General features: G+C 69.4%; 18 protein-coding genes. 15 read left to right on the top strand and 3 right to left on the bottom strand.

Translation table 11 applies throughout. The features are described from left to right. The first annotated feature begins 75 nt into the window (after window positions 1–75). From C9992_RS06820 to C9992_RS06775, 10 genes are all read left to right on the top strand, one after another. Window positions 76–429 (top strand): PadR family transcriptional regulator, encoded by a 354-nt coding sequence (locus C9992_RS06820; RefSeq protein WP_106814847.1) that lies wholly within the window; start codon window positions 76–78, stop codon window positions 427–429. Next, on the top strand, window positions 426–1,322 hold the full coding sequence (locus tag C9992_RS06815; RefSeq protein ID WP_106814846.1) for a permease prefix domain 1-containing protein: 897 nt from the start codon (window positions 426–428) through the stop codon (window positions 1,320–1,322). The genes C9992_RS06820 and C9992_RS06815 overlap by 4 nt, the downstream gene beginning before the upstream one ends. A 127-nt stretch (window positions 1,323–1,449) precedes the next feature. Continuing rightward, window positions 1,450–2,496, top strand: a complete 1,047-nt coding sequence (locus C9992_RS06810) for an ABC transporter ATP-binding protein (protein WP_106814845.1) — start codon at window positions 1,450–1,452, stop codon at window positions 2,494–2,496. Next, window positions 2,496–3,314 carry an ABC transporter permease gene (locus C9992_RS06805; RefSeq protein ID WP_106814844.1) on the top strand — a complete coding sequence of 273 codons (819 nt, stop codon included), beginning with the start codon at window positions 2,496–2,498 and terminating at the stop codon, window positions 3,312–3,314. Before C9992_RS06810 ends, C9992_RS06805 begins: the two co-directional genes overlap by 1 nt. 174 nt (window positions 3,315–3,488) lie before the next feature. Continuing rightward, window positions 3,489–4,508, top strand: coding sequence for a LacI family DNA-binding transcriptional regulator (locus tag C9992_RS06800; RefSeq protein ID WP_106814843.1), 1,020 nt, complete (start codon window positions 3,489–3,491; stop codon window positions 4,506–4,508). Between the two features lie 138 nt (window positions 4,509–4,646). Continuing rightward, window positions 4,647–5,948 (top strand): ABC transporter substrate-binding protein, encoded by a 1,302-nt coding sequence (locus C9992_RS06795; RefSeq protein ID WP_106814842.1) that lies wholly within the window; start codon window positions 4,647–4,649, stop codon window positions 5,946–5,948. Window positions 5,949–6,003: 55 nt separating this feature from the next. Next, window positions 6,004–7,035, top strand: a complete 1,032-nt coding sequence (locus tag C9992_RS06790; protein WP_106814841.1) for a carbohydrate ABC transporter permease — start codon at window positions 6,004–6,006, stop codon at window positions 7,033–7,035. Continuing rightward, window positions 7,035–7,919 (top strand): carbohydrate ABC transporter permease, encoded by an 885-nt coding sequence (locus C9992_RS06785; protein WP_106814840.1) that lies wholly within the window; start codon window positions 7,035–7,037, stop codon window positions 7,917–7,919. The genes C9992_RS06790 and C9992_RS06785 overlap by 1 nt, the downstream gene beginning before the upstream one ends. Continuing rightward, on the top strand, window positions 7,919–10,156 hold the full coding sequence (gene yicI, locus C9992_RS06780; protein WP_106814839.1) for an alpha-xylosidase: 2,238 nt from the start codon (window positions 7,919–7,921) through the stop codon (window positions 10,154–10,156). Before C9992_RS06785 ends, yicI begins: the two co-directional genes overlap by 1 nt. A 38-nt stretch (window positions 10,157–10,194) precedes the next feature. Further along, window positions 10,195–11,655, top strand: coding sequence for a GH1 family beta-glucosidase (locus C9992_RS06775; protein WP_106815298.1), 1,461 nt, complete (start codon window positions 10,195–10,197; stop codon window positions 11,653–11,655). A gap of 53 nt (window positions 11,656–11,708) precedes the next feature. Here the strand turns inward: C9992_RS06775 and C9992_RS06770 are convergent, their stop codons facing one another. Next, window positions 11,709–13,007 carry an isochorismate synthase gene (locus C9992_RS06770; protein ID WP_106814838.1) on the bottom strand — a complete coding sequence of 433 codons (1,299 nt, stop codon included), beginning with the start codon at window positions 13,005–13,007 and terminating at the stop codon, window positions 11,709–11,711. Between the two features lie 22 nt (window positions 13,008–13,029). Between C9992_RS06770 and C9992_RS06765 the strand changes: the two genes are divergently transcribed. The 5 genes from C9992_RS06765 to C9992_RS06745 all read left to right on the top strand — a co-directional run bounded on the left by C9992_RS06765 (window position 13,030) and on the right by C9992_RS06745 (window position 18,085). Continuing rightward, complete coding sequence (locus C9992_RS06765) at window positions 13,030–13,671, top strand: DUF402 domain-containing protein (RefSeq protein ID WP_106814837.1); 642 nt, start codon at window positions 13,030–13,032, stop codon at window positions 13,669–13,671. Window positions 13,672–13,681: 10 nt separating this feature from the next. Then, window positions 13,682–14,425 carry a demethylmenaquinone methyltransferase gene (locus C9992_RS06760; protein ID WP_268807167.1) on the top strand — a complete coding sequence of 248 codons (744 nt, stop codon included), beginning with the start codon at window positions 13,682–13,684 and terminating at the stop codon, window positions 14,423–14,425. Between the two features lie 88 nt (window positions 14,426–14,513). Then, the gene (locus C9992_RS06755; protein ID WP_106814835.1) at window positions 14,514–15,569 is read left to right on the top strand and encodes a polyprenyl synthetase family protein; all 1,056 of its coding nucleotides are present in this window, start codon (window positions 14,514–14,516) and stop codon (window positions 15,567–15,569) included. A gap of 78 nt (window positions 15,570–15,647) precedes the next feature. After that, window positions 15,648–17,021: an FAD-dependent oxidoreductase gene (locus C9992_RS06750; protein ID WP_106814834.1), complete on the top strand. Its 1,374-nt coding sequence runs from the start codon at window positions 15,648–15,650 to the stop codon at window positions 17,019–17,021. Between the two features lie 38 nt (window positions 17,022–17,059). Beyond that, the gene (locus C9992_RS06745) at window positions 17,060–18,085 is read left to right on the top strand and encodes an alpha/beta hydrolase (protein ID WP_106814833.1); all 1,026 of its coding nucleotides are present in this window, start codon (window positions 17,060–17,062) and stop codon (window positions 18,083–18,085) included. Window positions 18,086–18,390: 305 nt separating this feature from the next. On the opposite strand, the gene C9992_RS06740 is transcribed toward C9992_RS06745, so the two are convergent. Together C9992_RS06740 and C9992_RS06735 are read right to left on the bottom strand one after the other, a co-directional pair. Continuing rightward, window positions 18,391–21,084 carry a cation-translocating P-type ATPase gene (locus C9992_RS06740; protein WP_106814832.1) on the bottom strand — a complete coding sequence of 898 codons (2,694 nt, stop codon included), beginning with the start codon at window positions 21,082–21,084 and terminating at the stop codon, window positions 18,391–18,393. A 56-nt stretch (window positions 21,085–21,140) separates the two neighbouring features. After that, window positions 21,141–22,253, bottom strand: coding sequence for an AI-2E family transporter (locus C9992_RS06735; protein WP_106814831.1), 1,113 nt, complete (start codon window positions 22,251–22,253; stop codon window positions 21,141–21,143).

Genomic DNA, 22,253 nt, shown 5'->3' with positions numbered 1-22,253 from the left:
GGCCCAGGCTCGCCGCGTGGTCGCGACGACGGAAGGTCTGTCTTGTGAGGTACTTGATGTGATACAGTACTGGACATGACACAAGACGACGCGTTCGCGGCTGACCTGCTGCGCGGTCATACCGACACGATCGTGCTCGGCGTGCTCCGGCGTGGCGACGCGTACGGCTTCGAGATCTACAAGGCGATCCGTGACGCGACCGGCGGCGAGCACGAGATCAAGGAGGCGACCCTCTACGCCACCTACCGGCGCCTCGAGAAGGACGGACTCGTCGAGTCCTACTGGGGTGACGAGTCACAGGGGGGTCGCCGCAAGTACTACCGGATCACCGACGCCGGCCGCGCCGTCTTCCGCGGCAACGTCGCGGCCTGGACCGCGACCCGGCGCATCATCGACGCACTGCTCGACGTGAAGGACGGCCAGCAATGAACACCGACATCCACCGCCTCCTGGACGAGGCCTTCCAGGGCGTCGAGATGACGCCCGACGCGCAGGACCTGAAGGAGGAGATCCGCGCCAACCTCGTCGCCCGTGCCGACGAGCTCGAGGCGCGCGGGCTCGCTCCGGCAGAGGCCGCACGGCAGGCGGTCGCCGAGCTCGGCGACGTGCGCGCGCTGCTGGAGGAGACGACGGATGCCTCACCTCGCGCCCGCGCCAACGACTACGCGGCCCTGCAACAGCGTCACCGGGTGCGGCCCCGCCCGGCGTTCGTCGTGAGGATCGTCGTGTGGTCGGCCGTGGCGGTGGCCGCCATCGCGCTCGGCGTCCTCGGCGCCGTCGGTGTGCTGCCGCTGCCGATCGGCGCGGAGATCGGGATCTTCGGCCTGGCGTCGACGGCGCTCGCGCTCATCGTGGGCGACTCGCTCTCGCAGGAGACGACGACGAACCACCCGATGCCGCAGACCCGGGCCGCGTCGTTCGCGCTGGCGACGTTCCTCGGCGCGTACGGGCTCGGGTTCGCCGGGCTCGTCGCGTCGGGGGCGCTCCCGGTGTGGGGCGTCGTGTTCGCCGCCCTCGGGGTCATCGCCTCCATCGTGCTGTTCGCGTTCCTCGGCGCGACCCAGACCAATCGCCACAAGGCCTGGACCCGCGAGGCGCTGCGCAACGAGCCGCCCAACCGGTTCGAGCGCGAGCCGGAGACCGCGGCCCGCTTCGGCGTGTACACCGCCGTGATCTGGCTGGTGACGTTCGCCGTGATCGCGGTGCTCGTGTTCACGGTCGGCTGGTGGTGGGCGCCCGTCGCCTTCGTCGCGGGCTTCGCGCTGATGATGCTCGTGCTCGCCCGAATGCTCTTCACCCCCGATAAGACCTCCGGTCGTTGAGCGAGCGAAGCGGGACGAAACGCGCCTGACTCTGTGCAGGCCTCCCGCGCTTCGTCTCTCTCGCTCCTCCCTCGCTCGACGACCGGGGCATTCACACCCACCCATTCGAAGGAAGGGATGCTTCGCCATGCCTGAAAACACCACCGCGGCGGCGGCCATCGTCGCCGCGGACCTCGTCAAGGTCTATCCGGGACGGGGCCGACGACCCGCCGTGCGGGCGCTCGACGGGCTGAGCTTCTCGGTCGCCGCCGGTCGTGTGTTCGGCCTCCTCGGACCCAACGGCGCCGGCAAGTCGACCACCACCAAGATCCTCACGACACTCTCTCGGCCGACGAGCGGATCGGCGGTCGTGGCCGGCCACGACGTCGCCCGCGACCCGGCGGCCGTCCGCGCGGCCATCGGGTACGTGTCGCAGGGCGCCAGCACCGATCCTCTCCTCACGGCTCGCGAGAACCTCGAGATCGCCGCACGCCTGCGCGGTGTCGCCCCGGCCGAGGCTCAGGCTCGCGCGCTGCGGCTGCTGGACGAGTTCGGCCTCGCCGAGGCATCCCATCGCCCCGTCGGCAGCTTCTCGGGCGGAATGCGTCGGCGCCTCGACGTCGCCGCGGCGCTCGTGCACCGTCCGCGTGTGCTGTTCCTCGACGAGCCCACGACCGGACTCGACCCCGAGGCTCGAGCGGCGATGTGGGCCGAGATCCGGCGCCTGTCGGCGCAGGAGGCACTCACCGTCGTCCTCACCACGCACTACATGGAAGAGGCCGATCGGCTCGCCGACGAGCTGCTGCTCGTGAACGGCGGGCGGGCGGTCGTGCAGGGGACGCCGGCCGAGCTCAAGGCGGCCTTGCACGGCGACTCGGTGCGGGTCTCCCTCCTGGAACCCGACGCGGCCGCGGTACGGCGTGCCGTCGCCCCGGTGCCGGGCCTCCGAGACGTCGTGGTCGAAGCGTCCGGCGTCGACGGTGTCCTGGCCGCGCGCACCGACGACGCGTCAGCGGCCGTCGGTGCGGTGATCGCCGCACTGGATGCCGCGGGCATCCGCTTCGGGCAGGTCGCGGCCTCCCACCCCACCCTCGACGACGTGTACCTCCACTTCGTCGGCCACACCTTCGACACGTCCGGCAGCGCCGGATCCGGCGCCTCGACGGACGCCTCGACGACGGGAGTCGCAGCATGATGACCACGATCGCCCTCGCTGCCCGCACCGGCCGTGCGGGATGGTTCACGCAGGCCGGGCAGGTGCTGCGTCGTTGGCTGATCGCGACGCTCCGACAGGTGTGGGGCCCGGTGATGTCGCTCATCCAGCCCGTCATCTGGATCGTCCTGTTCGGCCAGGTCTTCTCGTCCCTGGGCGCGCTTCCCGCGTTCCAGGCGCAGGCCGGCGCCGGGGGCTACATCGCCTACCTCGTGCCCGGCATCCTGATGATGACGGTGCTCTACTCGGGTGCCTGGGCGGGAACGGGATACATCGACGACATCAACTCGGGCGTCATGGACCAGTACCTCACCTCCCCGGTGTCGCGGTCGGCGATCATCACCGGACAGCTCGTGCAGCAGCTCGTCATCAACCTCACGCAGTCGCTCGTGGTGCTGGGCATCGGCTGGCTGGCCGGCGCACGCTACCCGGGCGGCGTCGGCGGGATGCTCGCGGCCCTGGGAGTGGCCACGCTCCTGGCCACGATCTTCTGCTGCGCGTCGACGGCGGTGGCACTCATCTCGCGGAGCCAGATCGCGCTGATCAGCCTCTCGCAGCTCATCGTGCTCCCTGCGACGTTCCTGTCGACGACCATGATGCCCGCCGATCTCATGCCGCAGTGGGTGCAGGACGTCGCCCGCTGGAACCCCATGAACTGGGCGGTCGAGCTCGGACGAGGCGGTCTCACAGGGGAGTACCCGGCGAATGGGTGGTGGCAGGCCGGGGGCCTGGCGGTCCTCGGTGCGCTGGCGTTCTTCTGGGCGGTCCGGTCGATCCGCGCGTACCAGCGCTCGATCTGAGCCGCCGCGGAAGCGCCGCACGGATTTGTTGGGAAAAACCACGAACCGCTTGCGGCGCTTCCGCACGTGTGCTTATCATCTCTGTCGAAGCGTTTCCGCGAAGCGCTTCGACTCCTCAACCGGTGAGGAGTCGTCGCGGCCAGGCAGGGCAGCCGCCGCGAGCAGGAGAGCGACATGGTGAAGATCAACGAGGTGGCCGAGGCCGCTGGCGTGTCGATCAGCACGGTGTCGTACGCGCTCAGTGGCAAGCGCCCCGTCTCGCCCGCCACTCGCCAGCGCATCGAACGCGCGGTGGCCGAGCTGGGATACAGCCCGAACGCCGGGGCTCGCATGCTCGCGGGAAGCCGCACCCATATCTTCGCGCTCACCGAACCGCTGCGTCGCGACACCCACGCCCCCACGCACATGTCGTTCGTGCTGGCCACGGCCGTCGCCGCCCGCCGGAACGAGTACGACATCCTGCTGCTGACCGAGGAGGAGGCGTCGGCCGGCATGGCCCGCGTCGCCTCGAGTGGGCTGGTCGACGCGATCCTGGTGCTGGATGTCGCGCCCGACGACGAGCGCGTCGCGCTCGCGCGATCGATCCCGACACCCACAGTCTTCATCGGCGTGCCCGACGACCATGAGGGCCTGCTGTGCGTCGACCTGGACTTCGACGCGGCCGCCGTCCTGGCCGTCGACCGTGTCGCCGACGCCGGTCACCGCTTGATCGGCCTCATCGGCCAGTCGCAGGTCTCGTACGAGAAGTCGAACTTCCCGCCACGCGTGCGCCGCGCTTTCGAGCGCCGTGCGACCGAGCGCGGAGTGGCGCACCATTTCCACGTGTCGGGCGATCGCGCCACGAGCATCCAGGCCACGCGGGAGGCCACCGCATCCCTCGTCGAGGCGGGCGTCACGGCGATCCTGGTCCACGCTGCCGACGACGTCCACAATGCGGTGCTCGCGGAGCTGACCGACCGCGGCCTCTCGGTGCCCGGCGACATCTCCGTCGTGTCGGTCGCGGCCTCGTTCGACACGGGCGCGCTCGCCCTGCCGGTGGACGTCATCCCGCTCCTCCCCGAGCCCTCTTGCGACCCCGCCGTCGACCTCGCCGTGCGCAGCCTCAGCCCGGATCGCCCCGAGCCCGGACTGCACCTGATCCCTCCCGTCTACTACGACCGCGGCTCGGTCGCGCCCCCGCGAGACCGCCGCTGATCAGCGCGTCGCCCGCGCGGCGGCACGCAGAACCCCTTCCAACTCAACACCGCACCTGCATCACCGATATCGAAGCGCTTCGACAGCGTTTCGCACACAACCGCCCCGCCCCAGGGGACCAAGAAAGGAGTGCCGAAGATGGCACGAATCACCCACAGAAGGACCTTCGCGGTCGTCGGCGCCCTCGCCGTCGCCGGGCTCGCCCTGGCCGGCTGCTCCGCCTCCGGCGGTGGCTCCGGCGAAGACGGCGACACCCTCAAGCTCTGGCACTACGAGGGTGAGGACAGCGCCATGGCGAAGGCCTGGAACGAGGCCATCAAGGTCTTCGAAGACGAGACCGGCGCGAAGGTCGAGTTCGAGCAGAAGTCGTTCGAGCAGATCCAGAAGACGGCGAGCCAGGTGCTCGACTCGGATGCCGCGCCCGACCTCATGGAGTTCAACAAGGGCAACGCGACCGCGGGCTTCCTCGCCTCGACCGGTCTCATCTCGGACATCTCCGACGCCGTCGACGAGTACGGCTGGGCCGACAAGCTCGCCCCGTCGCTGCAGACGACCGCCAAGTACGACGAGAACGGCGTCATGGGCGGCGACACCTGGTACGGCATCCCGAACTACGGCGAGTTCGTCGGCGTCTACTACAACAAGGACGCCTTCGCGGCCGCGGGTCTTCAGATCCCGACGACGTACGACGAGTTCGTGAACGTGCTCGACGCCTTCGTCGCCCAGGGCATCACGCCGCTGGCCGAGGCGGGCGCCGAGTACCCGCTCGGACAGCTCTGGTACCAGCTCGCGCTGTCGCAGGCCGACCGCTCCTTCGTCGACGACTACCAGCTCTACAAGAACCCGGTCGACTGGCAGGGGCCCGAGCTGACGTACGCGACCGAGACGCTCAAGGACTACGTCGACAAGGGCTACATCGCCAGCGACGTCTCGTCGGTCAAGGCCGAGGATGCCGGTGTCTCGTTCATCAACGGCACCGCACCGATCTTCGTGTCGGGGTCGTGGTGGTACGGCCGCTTCGTCGAGCAGGCCGGCTTCGACTGGACCTACCAGGCCTTCCCCGACTCCCAGCTCTCGCTCGGCTCGTCGGGCAACCTGTGGGTCGTGCCCGAGAACGCCGCGAACAAGGAGCTCGCGTACAAGTTCATCGACATCACCATGCGTCCCGAGATCCAGGCGATCATCGGCAACAACGGCGGTCTTCCGGTCGCCGCCGACCCCGATGACATCACCGACCCGAAGAGCCAGGAGCTCATCGCGACGTTCAACGGCATCCTCGACAACGATGGACTCTCGTTCTACCCCGACTGGCCTGCCGCGGGCTTCTACGACGTGATCGTCCAGGAGCTGCAGGGTCTCGTCACCGGCGCGCAGGACGCGAAGACGACGAACACCAACCTCGGCGAGCAGTACGAAGAAGGAACAGCGGACTACCGCTGACCCGACCGCGGGGGCGGCGGCTTTGTCGCCGCCCCCGCACCACTGGGAGTCCCACATGTCTGTTCACACCCACGCCGGCCACGATGCCGCGGCCGCCGATCACGCGGACCTCACACCTCGCGAGGCGACGCGAGCCCGGCGCCCGCGACGCGCGAAGCTGCCCCCTGAGGAGCCGTCGATCCCTCAGCGCAAGGGCGGGACGGCCGGCTACTGGCTCTACCTGCTGCCCGGGTTCGTCCTGCTGCTGGTGATCATCGTCATCCCGTTGATCTTCAACGTCTATCTGACGTTCACGAAGTGGCGCGGCGTTCGCGAGCCGGAGTTCATCGGCTTCGACAACTGGGTCAAGATCTTCTCCGACGAGGACTTCTGGACCTCCTTCGCCAACTCGGTGTGGATGGTCCTGGCGATGGTCGTCCTTCCGACCGTCATCGGCCTCATCGTCGCCGCCCTGCTGTTCGATGTCGTCGGGCGCAAGTACGGCGGCAAGGCCGGCAGCTTCCTGCGGGCCACCTACTACCTGCCGCAGATCCTCCCCATCGCCGTCGCCGGCATCGTGATCGGCTGGATCTTCCGGCCCGGTCAGACGGGCGCCATGAACCAGCTGCTCGGCGTCTTCGGCATCCCCGCCGTCGACTGGCTCGGGCAGATGCCCTCTGCGCTGCTCGTGCTCATGGGCGTGCTGGTCTGGGTGCAGATCGGCTACCCGGTCGTGGTCTTCATGGCCGCACTGCAGCGCGTGGACCCCGAACTCTACGAGGCCGCCGAACTCGACGGGGCCAACTGGTTCCAGCGCTTCTCGGCGATCACCCTCAGCATCATCCGGCCCGAGGTCTTCGTGGTCACCCTCACCTGCACGATCGCCGCGCTCAAGGTGTTCGGGCCGGTGTACGTCATCACGCAGGGCGGACCGGCCGGCGCGACCCTCGTGCCCGCCTACTACGCCTACACCGAGTTCTTCACGAAGCGGAACATCGGCTACGGCGCGACCATCGCGACGGTGCTGACGATCCTCGTCGTGATCGTCTCGATCATCTTCATCCGCGTGCAGAACTCGCTGGAGCGCAAGGAAAGGGCGGGGCTCTGATGGCCGCCACCACCGCAATCGTCACTCCCGGTAAGCCCGGTCGCGCCCGCGGCGGCATGACCAAGAAGCGTCCGCTGGACTGGGTGCTCCTGACGGTCGTGATCCTCGGCGCGATCGTCATCGTCGTGCCCTTCTACCTGATCGTCGTGAACGCCTTCAAGTCGCCGGTGGACTATGCGACGTCGGGACCGTTCGCGCTCCCTCAGGCGATCGACCTGAGCGGTCTGGAGAAGTTCTGGAACCGGGTCAACTTCCCCGAGAAGGTCTGGAACTCCGTCTTCATCTCGGGTGTCGTCGCGATCCTCGCGGTGCTGATCTCGGTGCTCAACGCGTTCGCCATCGGCATCGGCCGCGTTCGCGGTCGCACCTGGATCGTGCTGCTGTTCCTCCTGGCGAACCTGCTGCCGCAGGAGGCGCTGCTGTACCCGCTGTACTACATGTTCAAGTCGATAGACCTGTACGACAACGTGTGGTCGGTCATCATCGTGTTCACGGTGGTGCAGGCGGCGTTCGGCACGTATCTCCTGGCCTCGGTCTACGGCACCTTCCCGAAGGAGGTGCTCGAAGCGGCATCCCTCGACGGCGCGTCCCGCTGGCAGATCCTCTGGCGCGTCGTCTTCCCGATCAGCCGCCCGACGCTGTCGGTGCTGCTCATCTTCTTCTTCATCTGGACGTGGAACGAGTTCCTCATCCCGCTGACGTTCCTCGCGTCGAACTCGAACCAGACGGTGCCCGTGGCGATCAGCGTGCTGCAGGGCGACCGGCTCATGGACGTCACGACCACGGCGGGATCGGCCCTGCTGGGCATCATCCCGACGATCATCTTCTTCCTCATCTTCCAGCGCACCCTCACTCGCGGCATCACGGCAGGAGCAGTCAAGTAATGAAGTTCACCGACGGGTTCTGGCAGCTGCGTCCCGGTGTCACGGCGCTGTACGCGCAGGAGGCGTACGACATCTGGAAGACGGATGCCGCAGCCGACGGCGACGGTCTCGTCATCACCGCCCCGACCACCGTCATCACGCGCCGCGGCGACACGCTCAACCGTCCCGTGCTCACGGTGACCCTCTCGTCGCCCCTCGAAGGCGTCGTGCGCGTGCGCGTCTCGCACCACGTCGGCCGGCCCTGGCACGGCGGGTTCGAGCTTCCCGGCGCCGTCGACGGCGGGGCCGGCGCGGTCTCCCTCACCGAGGGTGGCGGAGCGTTGAGCACCGGACCGCTCACGGCCCGTATCGCCTCGGGTGCACCGTGGTCGCTCTCATTCGAGCTCGACGGCAAGCGTGTCACGGGCTCGAGCCACAAGGCGCAGGGCTACATCCAGCTGGCCGACGCCGCCGACGTGGCACACGGCGTGGCCGGCAACGCGCGCACCGGCCTGGGTGCGCCGCACTCCGCGACGTATCTGCACGAACAGCTGGACCTCGGCGTCGGCGAGCTCATCTACGGGCTCGGTGAGCGGTTCGGTCCGCTCGTCAAGAACGGGCAGACCGTCGACATCTGGAACGCCGACGGCGGCACGTCGAGCGAGCAGGCGTACAAGAACGTGCCGTTCTACCTGTCCAACCGCGGGTACGGGGTGCTCGTCAACGACCCCGGTCATGTGTCGTTCGAGATCGGCTCCGAGGCGGTGGAGCGTGTGCAGTTCTCGGTGGCGGGCGAGGAGCTGGAGTACTTCCTCATCGCCGGCCCGACCCCGAAGGACGTGCTGACCAGGTACACCGCCCTGACGGGCCGGCCGCCGATCGTGCCGGCGTGGTCGTACGGGCTGTGGCTGTCGACCTCGTTCACCACCGACTACGAAGAGGCGACGGTCACGTCGTTCATCGACCAGATGGCGGCCAACGAGCTGCCCGTCTCGGTGTTCCACTTCGACTGCTTCTGGATGCGCGAGTTCAACTGGTGCGACTTCGAGTGGGACCCGCGCACGTTCCCCGACCCCGACGGCATGCTCGCGCGCCTTCACGAGAAGGACCTGCGCGTCTGCGTCTGGATCAACCCCTACATCGGGCAGCGCTCGCCGCTGTTCGCCGAGGCCGCGGCGCAGGGCTTCCTCGTCAAGCGCCCTGACGGATCGGTGTGGCAGTGGGACCTGTGGCAGGCGGGCATGGGCCTCGTCGACTTCACCAACCCCGAGGCGACGGCGTGGTACCAGGGCCACCTGCGGCGGCTGATCGACCAGGGGGTCGACTGCTTCAAGACGGACTTCGGGGAGCGGATCCCGCTCGAGGTCGAGTACTTCGACGGCTCGGACCCGTCGCGCATGCACAACCTCTACACGCAGCTGTACAACCAGGCGGTCCACGACGTGCTCGTCGAGAAGCGCGGCGAGGGCGAGGCGGTGGTGTTCGCCCGCTCGGCGACGGCAGGCGGGCAGTCGATGCCCGTGCACTGGGGTGGAGACAACACGTCGACATTCGAGTCGATGGCGGAGACGCTGCGCGGCGGCCTGTCGCTCGCCTTCAGCGGCTTCGCGTTCTGGAGCCACGACATCGGCGGCTTCGAGGGCACCCCGGATCCCGCGGTCTACAAGCGCTGGACCGCCTTCGGCCTGCTCAGCTCGCACTCGCGATTCCACGGCTCGAACTCGTACCGCGTCCCGTGGGCGTTCGACGACGAGGCCGTGGAGGTCACCAGGACCTTCACGCACCTGAAGATGCAGCTGATGCCCTACCTGTTCCAGGCGGGGGTGGATGCCGCGACCACAGGTGTGCCGCTGGCCCGGCCGATGCAGCTCGAGTTCCCCGACGACCCCGCCGTCGCCTACCTCGACCGGCAGTACATGCTCGGCCGCGACATCCTGGTGGCACCCGTGTTCTCGGCTACCGGGGAAGTGGAGTTCTACCTCCCCGCCGGCACGTGGACGAACCTGCTGACGGGCGAGGAGGTGCCGGGCGGGTCGTGGCGCCGCGAGCAGCACGGCTTCACGTCGCTGCCCCTGTACGTCCGGTCCGGCGCCGTGATCCCGTGGGGTGCGCGCACCGACCGGCCCGATTACGACTACCTCGACGGACTGCGCCTTCGGGTGTTCCCCGGCGGCGAAGGCTCGCGCGAGGTGGTCGTCACCACGCCGGAGGGTCGCTCCGAGACCTTCACCGTCGACCTCACGGAGGTGACCGAGTGACCTCCCGGTCGTTGAGCGAGTCCGGTGATTCGCGGTCGTTGAGCGAGCGAAGCGAGACGAAACGCCCCGAGCCCCACGGCAACCCCGACTACCGCGACTCCGGCCTCGAGTTCCCCCAGGGATTCACCTTCGGGTCGGCGACGGCGTCGTATCAGGTCGAGGGTGCGTTCGACGAGGACGGCCGGGGCGCGTCGATCTGGGACACGTTCTCCAAGACCCCCGGCAAGGTGTGGAACGGCGACACCGGCGACGTGGCGTGCGACCACTACCACCGGTGGGAGAGCGATCTGGACCTCATGGCCGAGCTGGGCCTGGGCGCGTATCGCTTCTCGATCGCGTGGCCGCGCATCCAGCCGGCCGGCACGGGCAAGGTCAACCAGGCCGGCATCGACTTCTACTCGCGTCTGGTGGACGGGCTGCTCGAGCGCGGCATCAAGCCCGTCGCGACGCTCTACCACTGGGACCTTCCGCAGCCGCTGGAGGATGCCGGGGGCTGGCCCGCGCGCGAGACGGCCGACGCGTTCGCGGAGTATGCCGCCACCATGGGCACAGCCCTGGGCGACCGCGTGCACACCTGGACGACGCTCAACGAGCCGTGGTGCTCGGCCTACCTCGGGTACGGTCAGGGCGGCCACGCGCCGGGTCGCCACGAACCGGCGGCCGCTCTCGCCGCCGTGCATCACCTCAACCTCGCCCACGGGCGTGCGCTGCAGGCGCTGCGCGCGACATCGACCGGAGACCCGCAGTACTCGGTCACGCTGAACTTCCACGTGCTGCGCGGGGCAGGCGACGGGGCATCCGAGGCCATGCGCCGGATCGACGCCCTCGCCAACCGCGCGTTCACGGGGCCGATGCTGCGCGGGCAGTACCCGGCCGACCTGCTGGAGGACACGGCATCCGTCACCGACTGGTCGTTCGTCCACGACGGTGACCTGGAGACCATCCACCAGCCGATCGACGTGCTGGGTGTCAACTACTACTCCACCGCCACCGTGCGACTGTGGGACGGCGTCTCGCCGAAACAGCAGAACGACGGTCACAAGGGCGCCGCCGGCGGTACGGCGTGGCCCGGCAGCGACCAGGTCGTGGAGTTCGTGGAGCAGCCCGGCCCGTACACCGCGATGGGATGGAACATCGCGCCGGAGGGGCTCGAAGAGCTGCTCGTGTCGCTGTCGGAGCAGTTCCCCGGCCAGCCGCTCATGGTGACCGAGAACGGTGCGGCGTTCGACGACGTCGTCGCCGCCGACGGCTCGGTGCCAGACCCGGAGCGGCTGGACTACCTGCGCCGGCACTTCACCGCCGCGCACCGCGCCCTCCAGCGCGGCGTCGACCTGCGGGGGTACTTCGTGTGGTCGCTGCTGGACAACTTCGAGTGGGGCTACGGCTACGCCAAGCGGTTCGGCATCGTTCGCGTCGACTTCGACACGCTCGAGCGCACGGTGAAGGCGAGCGGCTCCTGGTACGCGCAGCTCGCGCGGACCGGCACGATCCCGGCCTGACGCTCCCCGATCCACACACCCGCGGGAGGTGCACGGGGGAGTCAGGGCCGGCGTCAGGCGAGGGCGTCGACGATCGGGCGGAACTTGACGCGCGTCTCGAGCAGCTCCGTCTCGGGGTTGCTCTGCGCCACGATGCCGGCGCCCGCGTGGGCCACGACCGGGATCGTGTCGCGGTACTCCGCGTACTGCCGCACCGGCTCGGCCCCGATCTGCGCACAGCGCAGCGCGATCGCCCATTCGCCGTTGCCGTCCCCGTCGACCCAGCCGACGGGGCCCGCATACCGGCCGCGGTCGAAGGGCTCGAGGCGCCGGATGAGCTCCAGCGCGGCATCCCGCGGCGTGCCCGCCACCGCCGCGGTCGGATGGAGCGCGGCCACGAGGTCCAGCGACGACGCGCTGTCGGCGAGGTCGCCGGCGACGTCTGTGGCCAGGTGCCACAGGTTCGGCAGCTTGAGCGTGAAGGGCTCCGGGTCGGCGCGGAGATGCCGCACGTGGGGGCCGAGCGTGTCGAGCACGCTGTGCACGGCGTAGCGGTGCTCCTGCAGGTCCTTCGCGCTGTGCGCGAGGGTGCTGGATGCCCCGTCGTCATCGTGCGCGTCGGTGCCGCGCGGAATCGTGCCGGCGAGCACCCGCGCGGTCACGACCCCGCGTGAGACGGTCACCAGGGTCTCGGGGCTGGCCCCGATGAGACCGTCGACGGCGAAGGTCCAGGTGTCGGGGTAGTCGTCGGCGAGCGCGCGCACCAGACGGCGCAGATCAGCGCCGACGGGGATCGTGCCCACGAGGTCGCGCGCGATGACGACCTTCTCGAGGTCACCGGCGGCGATCGCATCGACTGCCTGCCGGACGGCGGCCTGGTAGCCCGCGGGGTCCAGCGAGCCCGGGCCGAGAGTGGCCGACCAGTACGGCCCGTACGGCCGCGGTGCCGCGGCCGGCTCCGGCAGCTCGGCGTATGTGGGCCGGATCCGCGTCACCCACGAGCGACCCCGGTGCCGGCCGACGACGAGCTGCGGGATGATGAGCCGGCTGGACATCGCGGAATCGGGGTCGAAGGTGAGGGTGCCGAAGGCGACAAGACCGGTGCCCGGAAGGCCGACCGGGTCGTCGACATCCGCCGTCTCGGCGATGTGCCGCCAGGTGTCGGCCGGTGACGGCACCTGGCTCATGTCCACACCAGGCGGGAGGAGCCGCCCCTTCTCGTACCCGCCCACCGCGCCGATGCCGACGATGCCGTCGCCACGGCGGAGCCACGCCAGCGGCTCATCGGGGGAGGCGTAAGCGAGGAGGTCTTCGACGTGCTCGACCTCGCGAGTCTCGACCACCAGCTGAGCCGGGTGGTGCGAAGATGTCACGCTCCCAGCCTAGACTCGCGGAGTGACCGACGACGCCGCCGCCCCGCACCTCTTCCCGGGCACAGGCCGCCCCGTTCCCGGGGCCGCCCTGCAGTTCCGGTGGCGCAAATGGGACGGCGGTCGGCACTGGGTCAACGACTGCATCTACCTGGGCAGCGACCGCTGGGGCGACTGGCTGGGTCAGCCCGACGGCTGGCGCAACGTGCGTCCCGGGCTGGAGCTCATGGCGGACGGGCCGAACGTCACGCTGCTGCCGCCGAGCGGCGACTACGCGATGACGGTGCACGGCTCGCCGCGTCGCGTGCGCATCTACATCGACATCGCGTGGGACATCCGCTGGGAGGACCGCGAGCCCCAGGGCATCGACATGGATCTGGATGTCGTCAAGGCGATCGACGGCCGCGGCCTCTTCATCGACGACCGCGACGAGTGGGACGAGCATCGCGTCGCCTACGGCTACCCCCTCGACATCGTCGAGAAGCTCGAGGCGCTCGCCGTGGACCTCGAGGCACGCGTCGCGGCCGCCGACGCGCCGTTCGACGATGCGACAGCGGATGCCTGGCTCGCCCGCCTGGCGCAGTTCGACGCCGTCGCGCCGCCCCCGTCGGTGGACGTCACCGGGCCCGACGGCTCCGGCCACGGCGCGCCGGGAAGCGCGGCCTAGACTCGAAGCCGTGGCATCCCGCGATCCCGAGGCGAACCGCGCCGACCTGCACAAGGACCCGTCGCGCGTGAGCGGCATGTTCGATCAGGTCGCCGCCGGGTACGACCGCACGAACACCGTGCTCAGCATGGGCAACGACCGGTTCTGGCGCGCCGCCACGACCCGCGCGATCGATCCGCGGCCGGGTCAGCGCATCCTCGACCTCGCAGCGGGGACCGGTGCCTCCAGCGTCGCCCTCGCGCGCCGCGGCGCCGACGTCGTCGCAGCGGACTTCTCGCCCGGCATGATCGCCGAGGGGGAGCGTCGTCACGGCCGTACGGCGCCGGGCGGAGGCATCCGGAACCTCTCCTTCGTGCAGGCCGATGCCACCGCGCTGCCGTTCGGCGATGACGAGTTCGACACGGTGACGATGTCGTTCGGGCTGCGGAACGTGAACGACCCGAAGAAGGCGCTGCGGGAGCTGCTGCGGGTGACCAAGCCGGGTGGACGCCTGGTGATCTGCGAGTTCTCGCACCCGCCGTCGAAGGCCTTCAACGGGCTCTACCGCTTCTACAACGACCGCGTCCTGCCGGTCGTGGCGAAGGCGGTGAGCTCGAACGCCGACGCGTACGACTACCTCAACGAGTCGATCCGGGACTGGCCGGACCAGCGCACGCTGTCAGCCTGGATCCGCGAAGCCGGGTGGTCGAAGGTCGCGTACCGCAACCTGTCGCTCGGGATCGTGGCCCTCCATCGCGCCACGAAACCGGCATAGCGCGACGCGGAGCCGTTGTCCGGCCGGCGAGTTCCTGGGCGCCCCGCCGGTGGAACGGCGCCGAACGCGCCGCCGGTAGGCTGAGAGGGTGACACCGACAGCGCCGGGCTCGCACATCGCGGGCAAGCTGGGCCTGACCGACCGCATCTTCGCGGGCGCGCGCTCGCGCACGCTGCTGAAGACCGTGGAGGCCGGGCTCAAGCGTGTCGACAGCGCCCTCGAACAGGAGCTGCGGGTGGCCGACGCCCTCGCCGACGCCACCAGCCGCTACCTGTACGACGCCGGCGGCAAGCGCGTGCGCCCGATGCTGGCGCTGCTGACCGCGCAGCTGGGCGACGGCGCCACCGACGAGGTGATCGAAGCCGCGACCGCGTTGGAGATGACCCACCTCGGCTCGCTGTACCACGACGATGTGATGGATGCCGCCGACAAACGTCGCGGCGTGCCCAGTGCCCACGCGGTCTGGGGCAACAGCGTCGCGATCCTCACCGGGGACCTGCTCTTCTCGCGAGCCAGCCAGATCATGGCGCGCCACGGCGACCGGGCCATCCGTCTGCAGGCCGACACGTTCGAGCGCCTCGTGCTCGGGCAGATGCACGAGACCGTCGGGCCGTCCGAGGGCGACGACCGCGTGGCGTTCTACCTGCAGGTGCTCTCCGACAAGACCGGGTCACTCATCGCGGCAGCCGCGCAGTCCGGCGTGATCTTCTCCAACGGCCCCGAGGAGTTCGAGCAGCCGATGGTGACGTTCGGCGAGAAGGCCGGTGTCGCCTTTCAGCTGCTCGACGACGTCATCGACCTGTCGGCCGATCCCGACGAGACGGGAAAGGTGCCGGGCACCGACCTGCGCGCGGGGGTGCCGACCATGCCGTACCTCGTGCTCGGACAGCGCTCGGATGCCGCCTCCGCCGACCTGCGCGCCCGCATCGACGACGGGGTCGCGCGCATCGCCGACGGCGCCGACCCGGCACTGCTGGACGAGCCCCTCGCCGAGTTGCGCGAGCACGAAGCGACCGAGGCCACCCTCGAGCTGGCGCACGCGTGGTCGCAGGAAGCGATCGACGCCCTCGCACCGCTGCCGGACGGCGCGGTGCGCGAGGCACTGACCCGCTTCGCCCAGGCGGTCGCAGACCGTTCCAGTTAGCTTCCCGAGCTGTTGCGGGGCCGGGACGCGGACCCCTCGACACTCCGGCCAGATGTGACGCCTCCCGAAAGGACCACCATGACCAAGCTCCGGCTGGCGATCGTCGGCGCAGGACCGGCAGGCATCTACGCCGCTGACATCCTGCTGAAGGCCGAGCGCAAGTTCGACGTGTCGATCGACCTGTTCGAGCAGTTGCCGGCGCCATACGGCCTTGTCCGCTACGGCGTGGCGCCCGACCACCCCCGGATCAAGGGCATCATCACCGCCCTTCGCGAGGTGCTGGACCGCGGCGACATCCGCTTGTTCGGCAACGTGCGGTTCGGTCAGGACATCACCCTCGACGACCTGAAGCACCACTACAACGCCGTGATCTTCGCCACCGGGGCGGTACGCGACACCTCGCTCGACATCCCGGGCATCGACGCCGTCGGCTCCTACGGTGCGGCCGATTTCGTGAGCTGGTTCGACGGGCACCCCGACGTGCCTCGTGAGTGGCCGCTGGATGCCGCCTCCGTCGCCGTCATCGGCAACGGCAACGTCGCGCTGGACGTCTCGCGCATGCTCGCCAAGCACGCCGAGGACCTGCTGCCCACGGAGATCCCCGACAACGTGCACCGGGGATTGGCCGCCTCTCAGGTCACCGACGTGCATGTCTTCGGCCGTCGCGGGCCGGCGAACGTCAAGTTCACCCCGCTCGAGCTGCGGGAGCTCGGCGAGCTGCGGGACGTCGACATGGTGGTCTACGACGAGGACTTCGATTACGACGACGCCTCGCGCGCGGCGATCGCGAGCAACAAGCAGGTCATGGTGATCGACCGCGTGCTGCAGTCGTGGCGCAAGCGGGACTCCGTCAACAACGCCGGCGGCAGCGCGTCGCGCCGGCTGCACCTGCACTTCTACGCCAAGCCGGTCGAAGTGAAGACGGATGCCGACGGCCGCGTTTCCGCACTCGTCTACGAGCGCACCCGACCCGACGGTGAAGGCGGCGTCGTCGGCACCGGCGAGCTGCGCGAGGTGCCCATCCAGGCGCTGTACCGGGCGGTCGGGTACTTCGGCTCACCGCTTCCGGGTGTGCCGTTCGACAAGAAGCACGGCGTCATCCCGAACCGGGAGGGCCAGGTGCTGAGCAAGGATTCGAACGAGCGCGTCAACGGCGTGTATGCGACCGGCTGGATCAAGCGCGGCCCGGTCGGCCTCATCGGCCACACCAAGTCGGACGCCATGGAGACGATCCGCCACCTCATCAACGATCAGGGCACGTGGTGGCAGCCGGCGGATCCGTCGGAGGAGGCGATCCCCGCGCTGCTCGCATCGCGCGGAGTCCGCTGGACCGACCTCGACGGCTGGCACCGTCTGGACGAGCACGAGGTGGCGCTCGGCGCACCGCACGAGCGCGCGCGCATCAAGGTCGTGCCGCGCGAGGAGATGGTCGCCATCTCCCGCGGCGAGTAGCTCTGGGAGGAGCCCTGACCGCCCCCTAGGCTGGGCCCATGGCAGGCCCCTCGCCGACCTGGACCCCCGACATCCTCGGGCGCCCGTTCCAGCAGACGACGCTGCCACTCGGAGTCGAGGGACTGCACGGCCCGCTCGTCGCCACGCTGGTCCGCAGCATCCCGAATCCCGTCAGATCGCTGTTCGCTCCGCTGCGCGACATCGACGTGCTGTACGTGCACGGCTGGTCCGACTACTTCTTCCAGCGGGAGCTCGCGCGGTTCTGGACACGTCGGGGTGCGCGGTTCTACGCGCTGGACCTGCGGCGCTACGGGCGCAGCCTTCGGGAGGGCGACACCCCGGGGTACATCGACTCGCTCGACGACTACGACGTCGACATCGCCGCTGCCCTGACGGCGATGGAGCACGAGGAGCACTCCACGTCGGGGCGGCCCGGTCGAAGCGCCGGCCGCCGGCTGGTGCTCATGGGTCATTCGACGGGCGGGCTCACCCTGTGTCTGTGGGCAGCCAGGCACCCCGGGCGCGTCGCCGCACTGGTCATGAACAGCCCGTGGCTCGAACTGCAGCTCGGTGCGCTCGGCCGCCAGGCGCTTGCTCCGCTGGTGGACATACGGGCGCGGCTGGATCCTCGCGGCGCGCAGCCGGGTGTGGACTTCGGCTTCTACACGCGCGCGCAAGAGGAGATCGGAAGCCTTCCCGACGGGGACCAACGCCTCAGATGGCGCCCGGACCGGGGCTTCCCCATCGCTCCCGGCTGGCTCTCCGCGGTGATGCAGGGCCACCGCCGTGTGGCCGCGGGCATCGACGTCGGCTGTCCCGCGCTGGTGCTGCTGTCGACCCGTTCCACGCCGCCGCTGTCGTGGAAGGAGTCGATGACCTCCAGCGACTCCGTGCTCGTCGTCGACGACATCGCACGCGCCGCGATTCGGCTCGGCGACCTGGTGACGATCGCCCGCATCGACGGGGCGATCCATGACGTGTTCCTCTCCCTCCCGCATGCGCGCGAGCAGGCGTACCATGAACTGGACCGCTGGCTCGACGGCTACCTCGCCCCAAGCGTCTGACGTCGCCGCCAGTCCCCCTGATCCGCCTCCAGAGCCGAAATGTCTCCCGCAAGGGAGCCCCGAGCGCCGGTTTGTCCCCCGAAGAGGGGACAGCGGTTGCCGCGTTGCGCAAGTTAGGATCTAAGGGAGATGTCCCCAGCATCTCAGGGAAGGGCCCTCCCCAAGATTCCTTCCCAGCCGTCATCCGACGCCGCCAGCCGGGGGGTTGGCAGGGCGAGAGACGATGACGACAGGCCCCGAGTGTCCCCAGCACTCGGGGCCTTTGACGTGTGCGGGGCGCGTACCGACGCCCTGCACGGGTTCGGTCAGTGACGCCGCCGTGCGCGCCTGATCCACTTCTCGAGCTCGACGGCGACGGGGACGATGAGGGCGAGCCCCAGCGACACGAGCCACTCGTTGCCGGTCAGACCCGTCGTGCCGATGAGTCGCTGCAGGAACCCCAGCTCCACCGCCGCCACCGTGAGCGCCAGGGGGATGGCGAGCCATTTCACCGCGACGAGGATCGGCGGCGCGAGACCCGATTCCGGGTCGCGACGCATGACGAGGCCGCCGAAGATGGAACCGAGAGCCGCGATGACGAAGGTCATGGTCACCGGCGCGCTCGGCTCGGTCGAGCTGGCCTCATCCGGGTACAGCAGCAGCGGGACGAGCGAGGTGACGAAGATGAGCGCGCCGTAGAAGAACCACTGCGCCACCGCGCCGCGGTTGGCGATCGTCTTCTTCGGGTCCCGCGGCGGCTGCTGCATGATGCCGTCGGGGACCGGATCGAGCATGATGACGATGACCGGGAAGATCGTGATGAAGAAGTTCAGGAACAGCACCATGATCGGGGTGAGCGGCACGCCGTCGTTGATGTCGAAGATGCTCGCGACCAGGAACAGCAGCACGAGCGAGAAGAGCTGCGCCATCTGATAGCGCACGTAGCTCACGATCTTCTCGTAGATCGACCGCCCGAGTCGCACCGCGGTGACCAGCGTGCCGAAGTTGTCGTCGACGAGGATCATCTTCCCCGCCTGCTTCGTGACATCGCTGCCCGAACCCATGGCCACGCCGATGTCGGCCTGCTTGAGCGCGGCGGCATCGTTCACGGCATCGCCGGTCATCGCCACGACCGCGCCCTGCTCCTGCATGAGCCGGGCCAGCCGCAGCTTGTCTTCCGGTGTGACGCGGCCGAACATGTGCAGCCGGGGCAACGCCGCCTTCAGCTCGTCGTCCGACATCGCCTGGATCTCGGCCCCGCTGGCGGCACCCTCACCCAGTCCGAGCTTCGCCCCGATCGCCGCGGCCGTGATCGCGTGGTCGCCGGTGATCATGCGCACCTCGATGCCGGCTTCCCGAGCGATGCGGACGGCCTCCTTCGACGAGGGCCGCAGCGGGTCGATGATGCCGACCAGGCCCACGAAGACGAGGTCGGAGACAGCGGACATCGGGTCCGCCGGCACGGCCGCGCCGGCTTCGTAGCGGCGGAACGCGAACGCCAGCACTCGCAGGCCCTGCTCCGACAGCGACCGGTTGGCCTCGAGGATCTGCTCACGGCGGTCGGCGATCGGAACGACCCCGTCCATGGTCGCCGCCCGGCTGCAGCGGTCCAGCACGACGTCGGGCCCGCCTTTGACGTACGTCACGAGTGTCTCGGCCCCTTCGACCGGGATCCGGTGGAAGGTGGCCATGAACTTGTATGCCGAATCGAACGGCACCTCGGCCAGACGGGGGAACGTCGTGCGGGTGAGGCCGGCGTCGGCACCGAGCTTTGCGGCAAGTACGACGAGAGCCGCTTCGGTGGGGTCGCCGATGACCGCCCCGTCGTCCGAGACCGTGGCATCGCTGCACAGGGTCAGCCCGAGGGCGAGCTGATTGAACTGGGGCAGAGGCAGCCCGGCGGTGTGACGGATCTCGCCGGTCTTGTCGTAGCCGCTGCCGGCGACGGTGAACCACTCGCCGCGGTAGTAGAGGGACTCGACCGTCATCTCGTTCATCGTGAGCGTGCCGGTCTTGTCGGAGTTGATGGCGCTGGTGGCCCCGAGCGTCTCGACATCCGTCAGGTTCTTCACGACGGCCTTGTGCTCGGCGAGCTGCCGCGAGCCGTACGAGAGCATCGCCTGCACGAAGGAGGGCATGCCCGTGGGGATGGCGGAGATCGCCATCGAGATGCCCAGGAGGATGACCGAGGCGATCTCCTGCCCGCGCAGCAGTCCGGTGACGACGATGACGGCGACCGCGCCCCACGCGATCCAGCCGAGGACGCCGGTCAGCGAGTCCAGCTCGCGCTGGAGGGGCGACTTGGCGGGCTTGACCGCGGAGAGCATCGAGGCGATCCGCCCCATCTCGGTCTGCATGCCGGTCTCGGTCACCACGATGGTAGCCGTGCCCCGTGTCACCTGCGTGTTCTGGAACACCATGTCGGTGCGATCGCCCAGGGTCGTGTCCGGATCGACGAGGGTCGCGGCATCCTTCGCGATCGGGGCGCTCTCACCGGTCAGCGCCGCCTCCTGCGTCTCGAGCGTCGCCGAGCGGAGGATGCGCCCGTCGGCGGGGACGATGTCGCCCGCTTCCAGCGCCACGATGTCGCCGGGTACCAGGGCGGTCGCGTCGAGCTGGACGAGGGCCCCGTCGCGCACTACCTTCGCCTGCGGGATCTGCATCTTGGCCAGCGCGTCGACGGATGCCTTCGCCTTGAGCTCTTGCCGCGCGCCCAGGACGACGTTGAGGATGACCAGCGCGCCGACCAGGATGCCGACGCTCACCTGGTTGATGAACAGACTGATCACCGCGACGGCCACGAGCATGACGTTCATCGGATCGGCCAGCTGCCGCAGCGAAACCTGCCAGACCGACGGCGGCGGCTCGGCCGCGATCGCATTCGGGCCGTGTTCGGCCAGGCGGCGTTGCGCTTCTGCCGCGGTCAGGCCGCGATCTCGATCGCTGCCTGCCGCAGCGAGGACCTGATCCGGATCCTGCGCGAACCAGGGACGAGCCGAGACCGAGTCCGTGACCGTCATGGACAGACAGTAGCGCCGCGCGGGCTCTGTGCACAGTGCCCGGTTCTCCGGCGCGGTCAGCTCACCTTGAGGTTCTGCCGCGGCACGACGACCTCCCGGATGATCAGGAGGATTGATGCCGTGACCGGGAGTGCCACGAGCACGCCGATCACCCCGCCGAGGGTTCCACCCACGAGTGCGGCGATCAGCACGAGAGCAGCCGGAATGGCGACGGCCCGGTTCATCACGCGAGGGCTCAGAACGTACGACTCCAGCTGGATGTAGATCAGGTAGCAGATCGCGAAGATCAGCGCCTGGGTGGGACTGGAGAACAGCGCGACGCCGGTGCCGATGATGAGGAAGATCACCGAGCCGAAGAGGGGGATCAACGTGATGACGAATGCGATCACCGCCATGAGCGCGGGAAACGGCAGCCCGATCGCCAGGTGCAGCAGGAAGACGGCCGCGGCGTTCAGAGCCGACAATGTCACCGACCCGACCAGGGCGCTGCCGACCGACGCCGTGATGCGCTCGGTCAGATCTGCCAGCCGAGCGCGGCTGCGGGCTGGGGCCAGGGCGTAGAAGGCCCGCTTGGTGCCTTCGAGCGACGCGAGGAAGTACAGCGTCAGGGCCACGACGATGAAGCTGGCGGTGATGCCGCCCACGAACGCCACGGCCACGCCCAACAGCCCGCCGCTCAGCGCCGCGAGCGTGGATGGCGCGGAGACCCATGCCGCGAGCTGGTCGAGCGCGGCCAAAAGCGCAGCCTGGGTGTCGGGCGCCAGCCGGGTGAACCATTCCGCCTCGGGCACGCCCGCGATGGCCCGGGGGATGGCCTCGATGAATTCGCCGACCTGCGCGAGCACGGGTGGCAGCACCCAGATCAGGAATGCCGCGCACAGCAGTGCGAAGCAACCGAAGACGATCGCGATGCCTGCGGGGCGCTTGACGCGGCGGCGCTCGAGGAGCCGCACGATCGGGTCGAGCGCAAGCGCCAGGAACATGGCCAGGACGATGTAGAGGAGGATCGTGGCGATAGAGGCGACGGCGCTGCCCAGCAGCAGTGCTCCGAGCACGCCGACGGTCGCGAGGAAGCCCGACACCAGGGGCCGCTCGAAGACGGCGCGCACGCCCAGGATGCTGCGGCGCGGAGCAGCGGGCTCTGGGCTGACTTCCGCGTCGTCGGACAT

The organism is Microbacterium timonense, assembly GCF_900292075.1.
Taxonomy (GTDB): Bacteria; Actinomycetota; Actinomycetes; order Actinomycetales; family Microbacteriaceae; genus Microbacterium; species Microbacterium timonense.
Note: the sequence above shows the minus strand (reverse complement) of the source record. Positions and strands in the feature narration are given on the sequence as shown.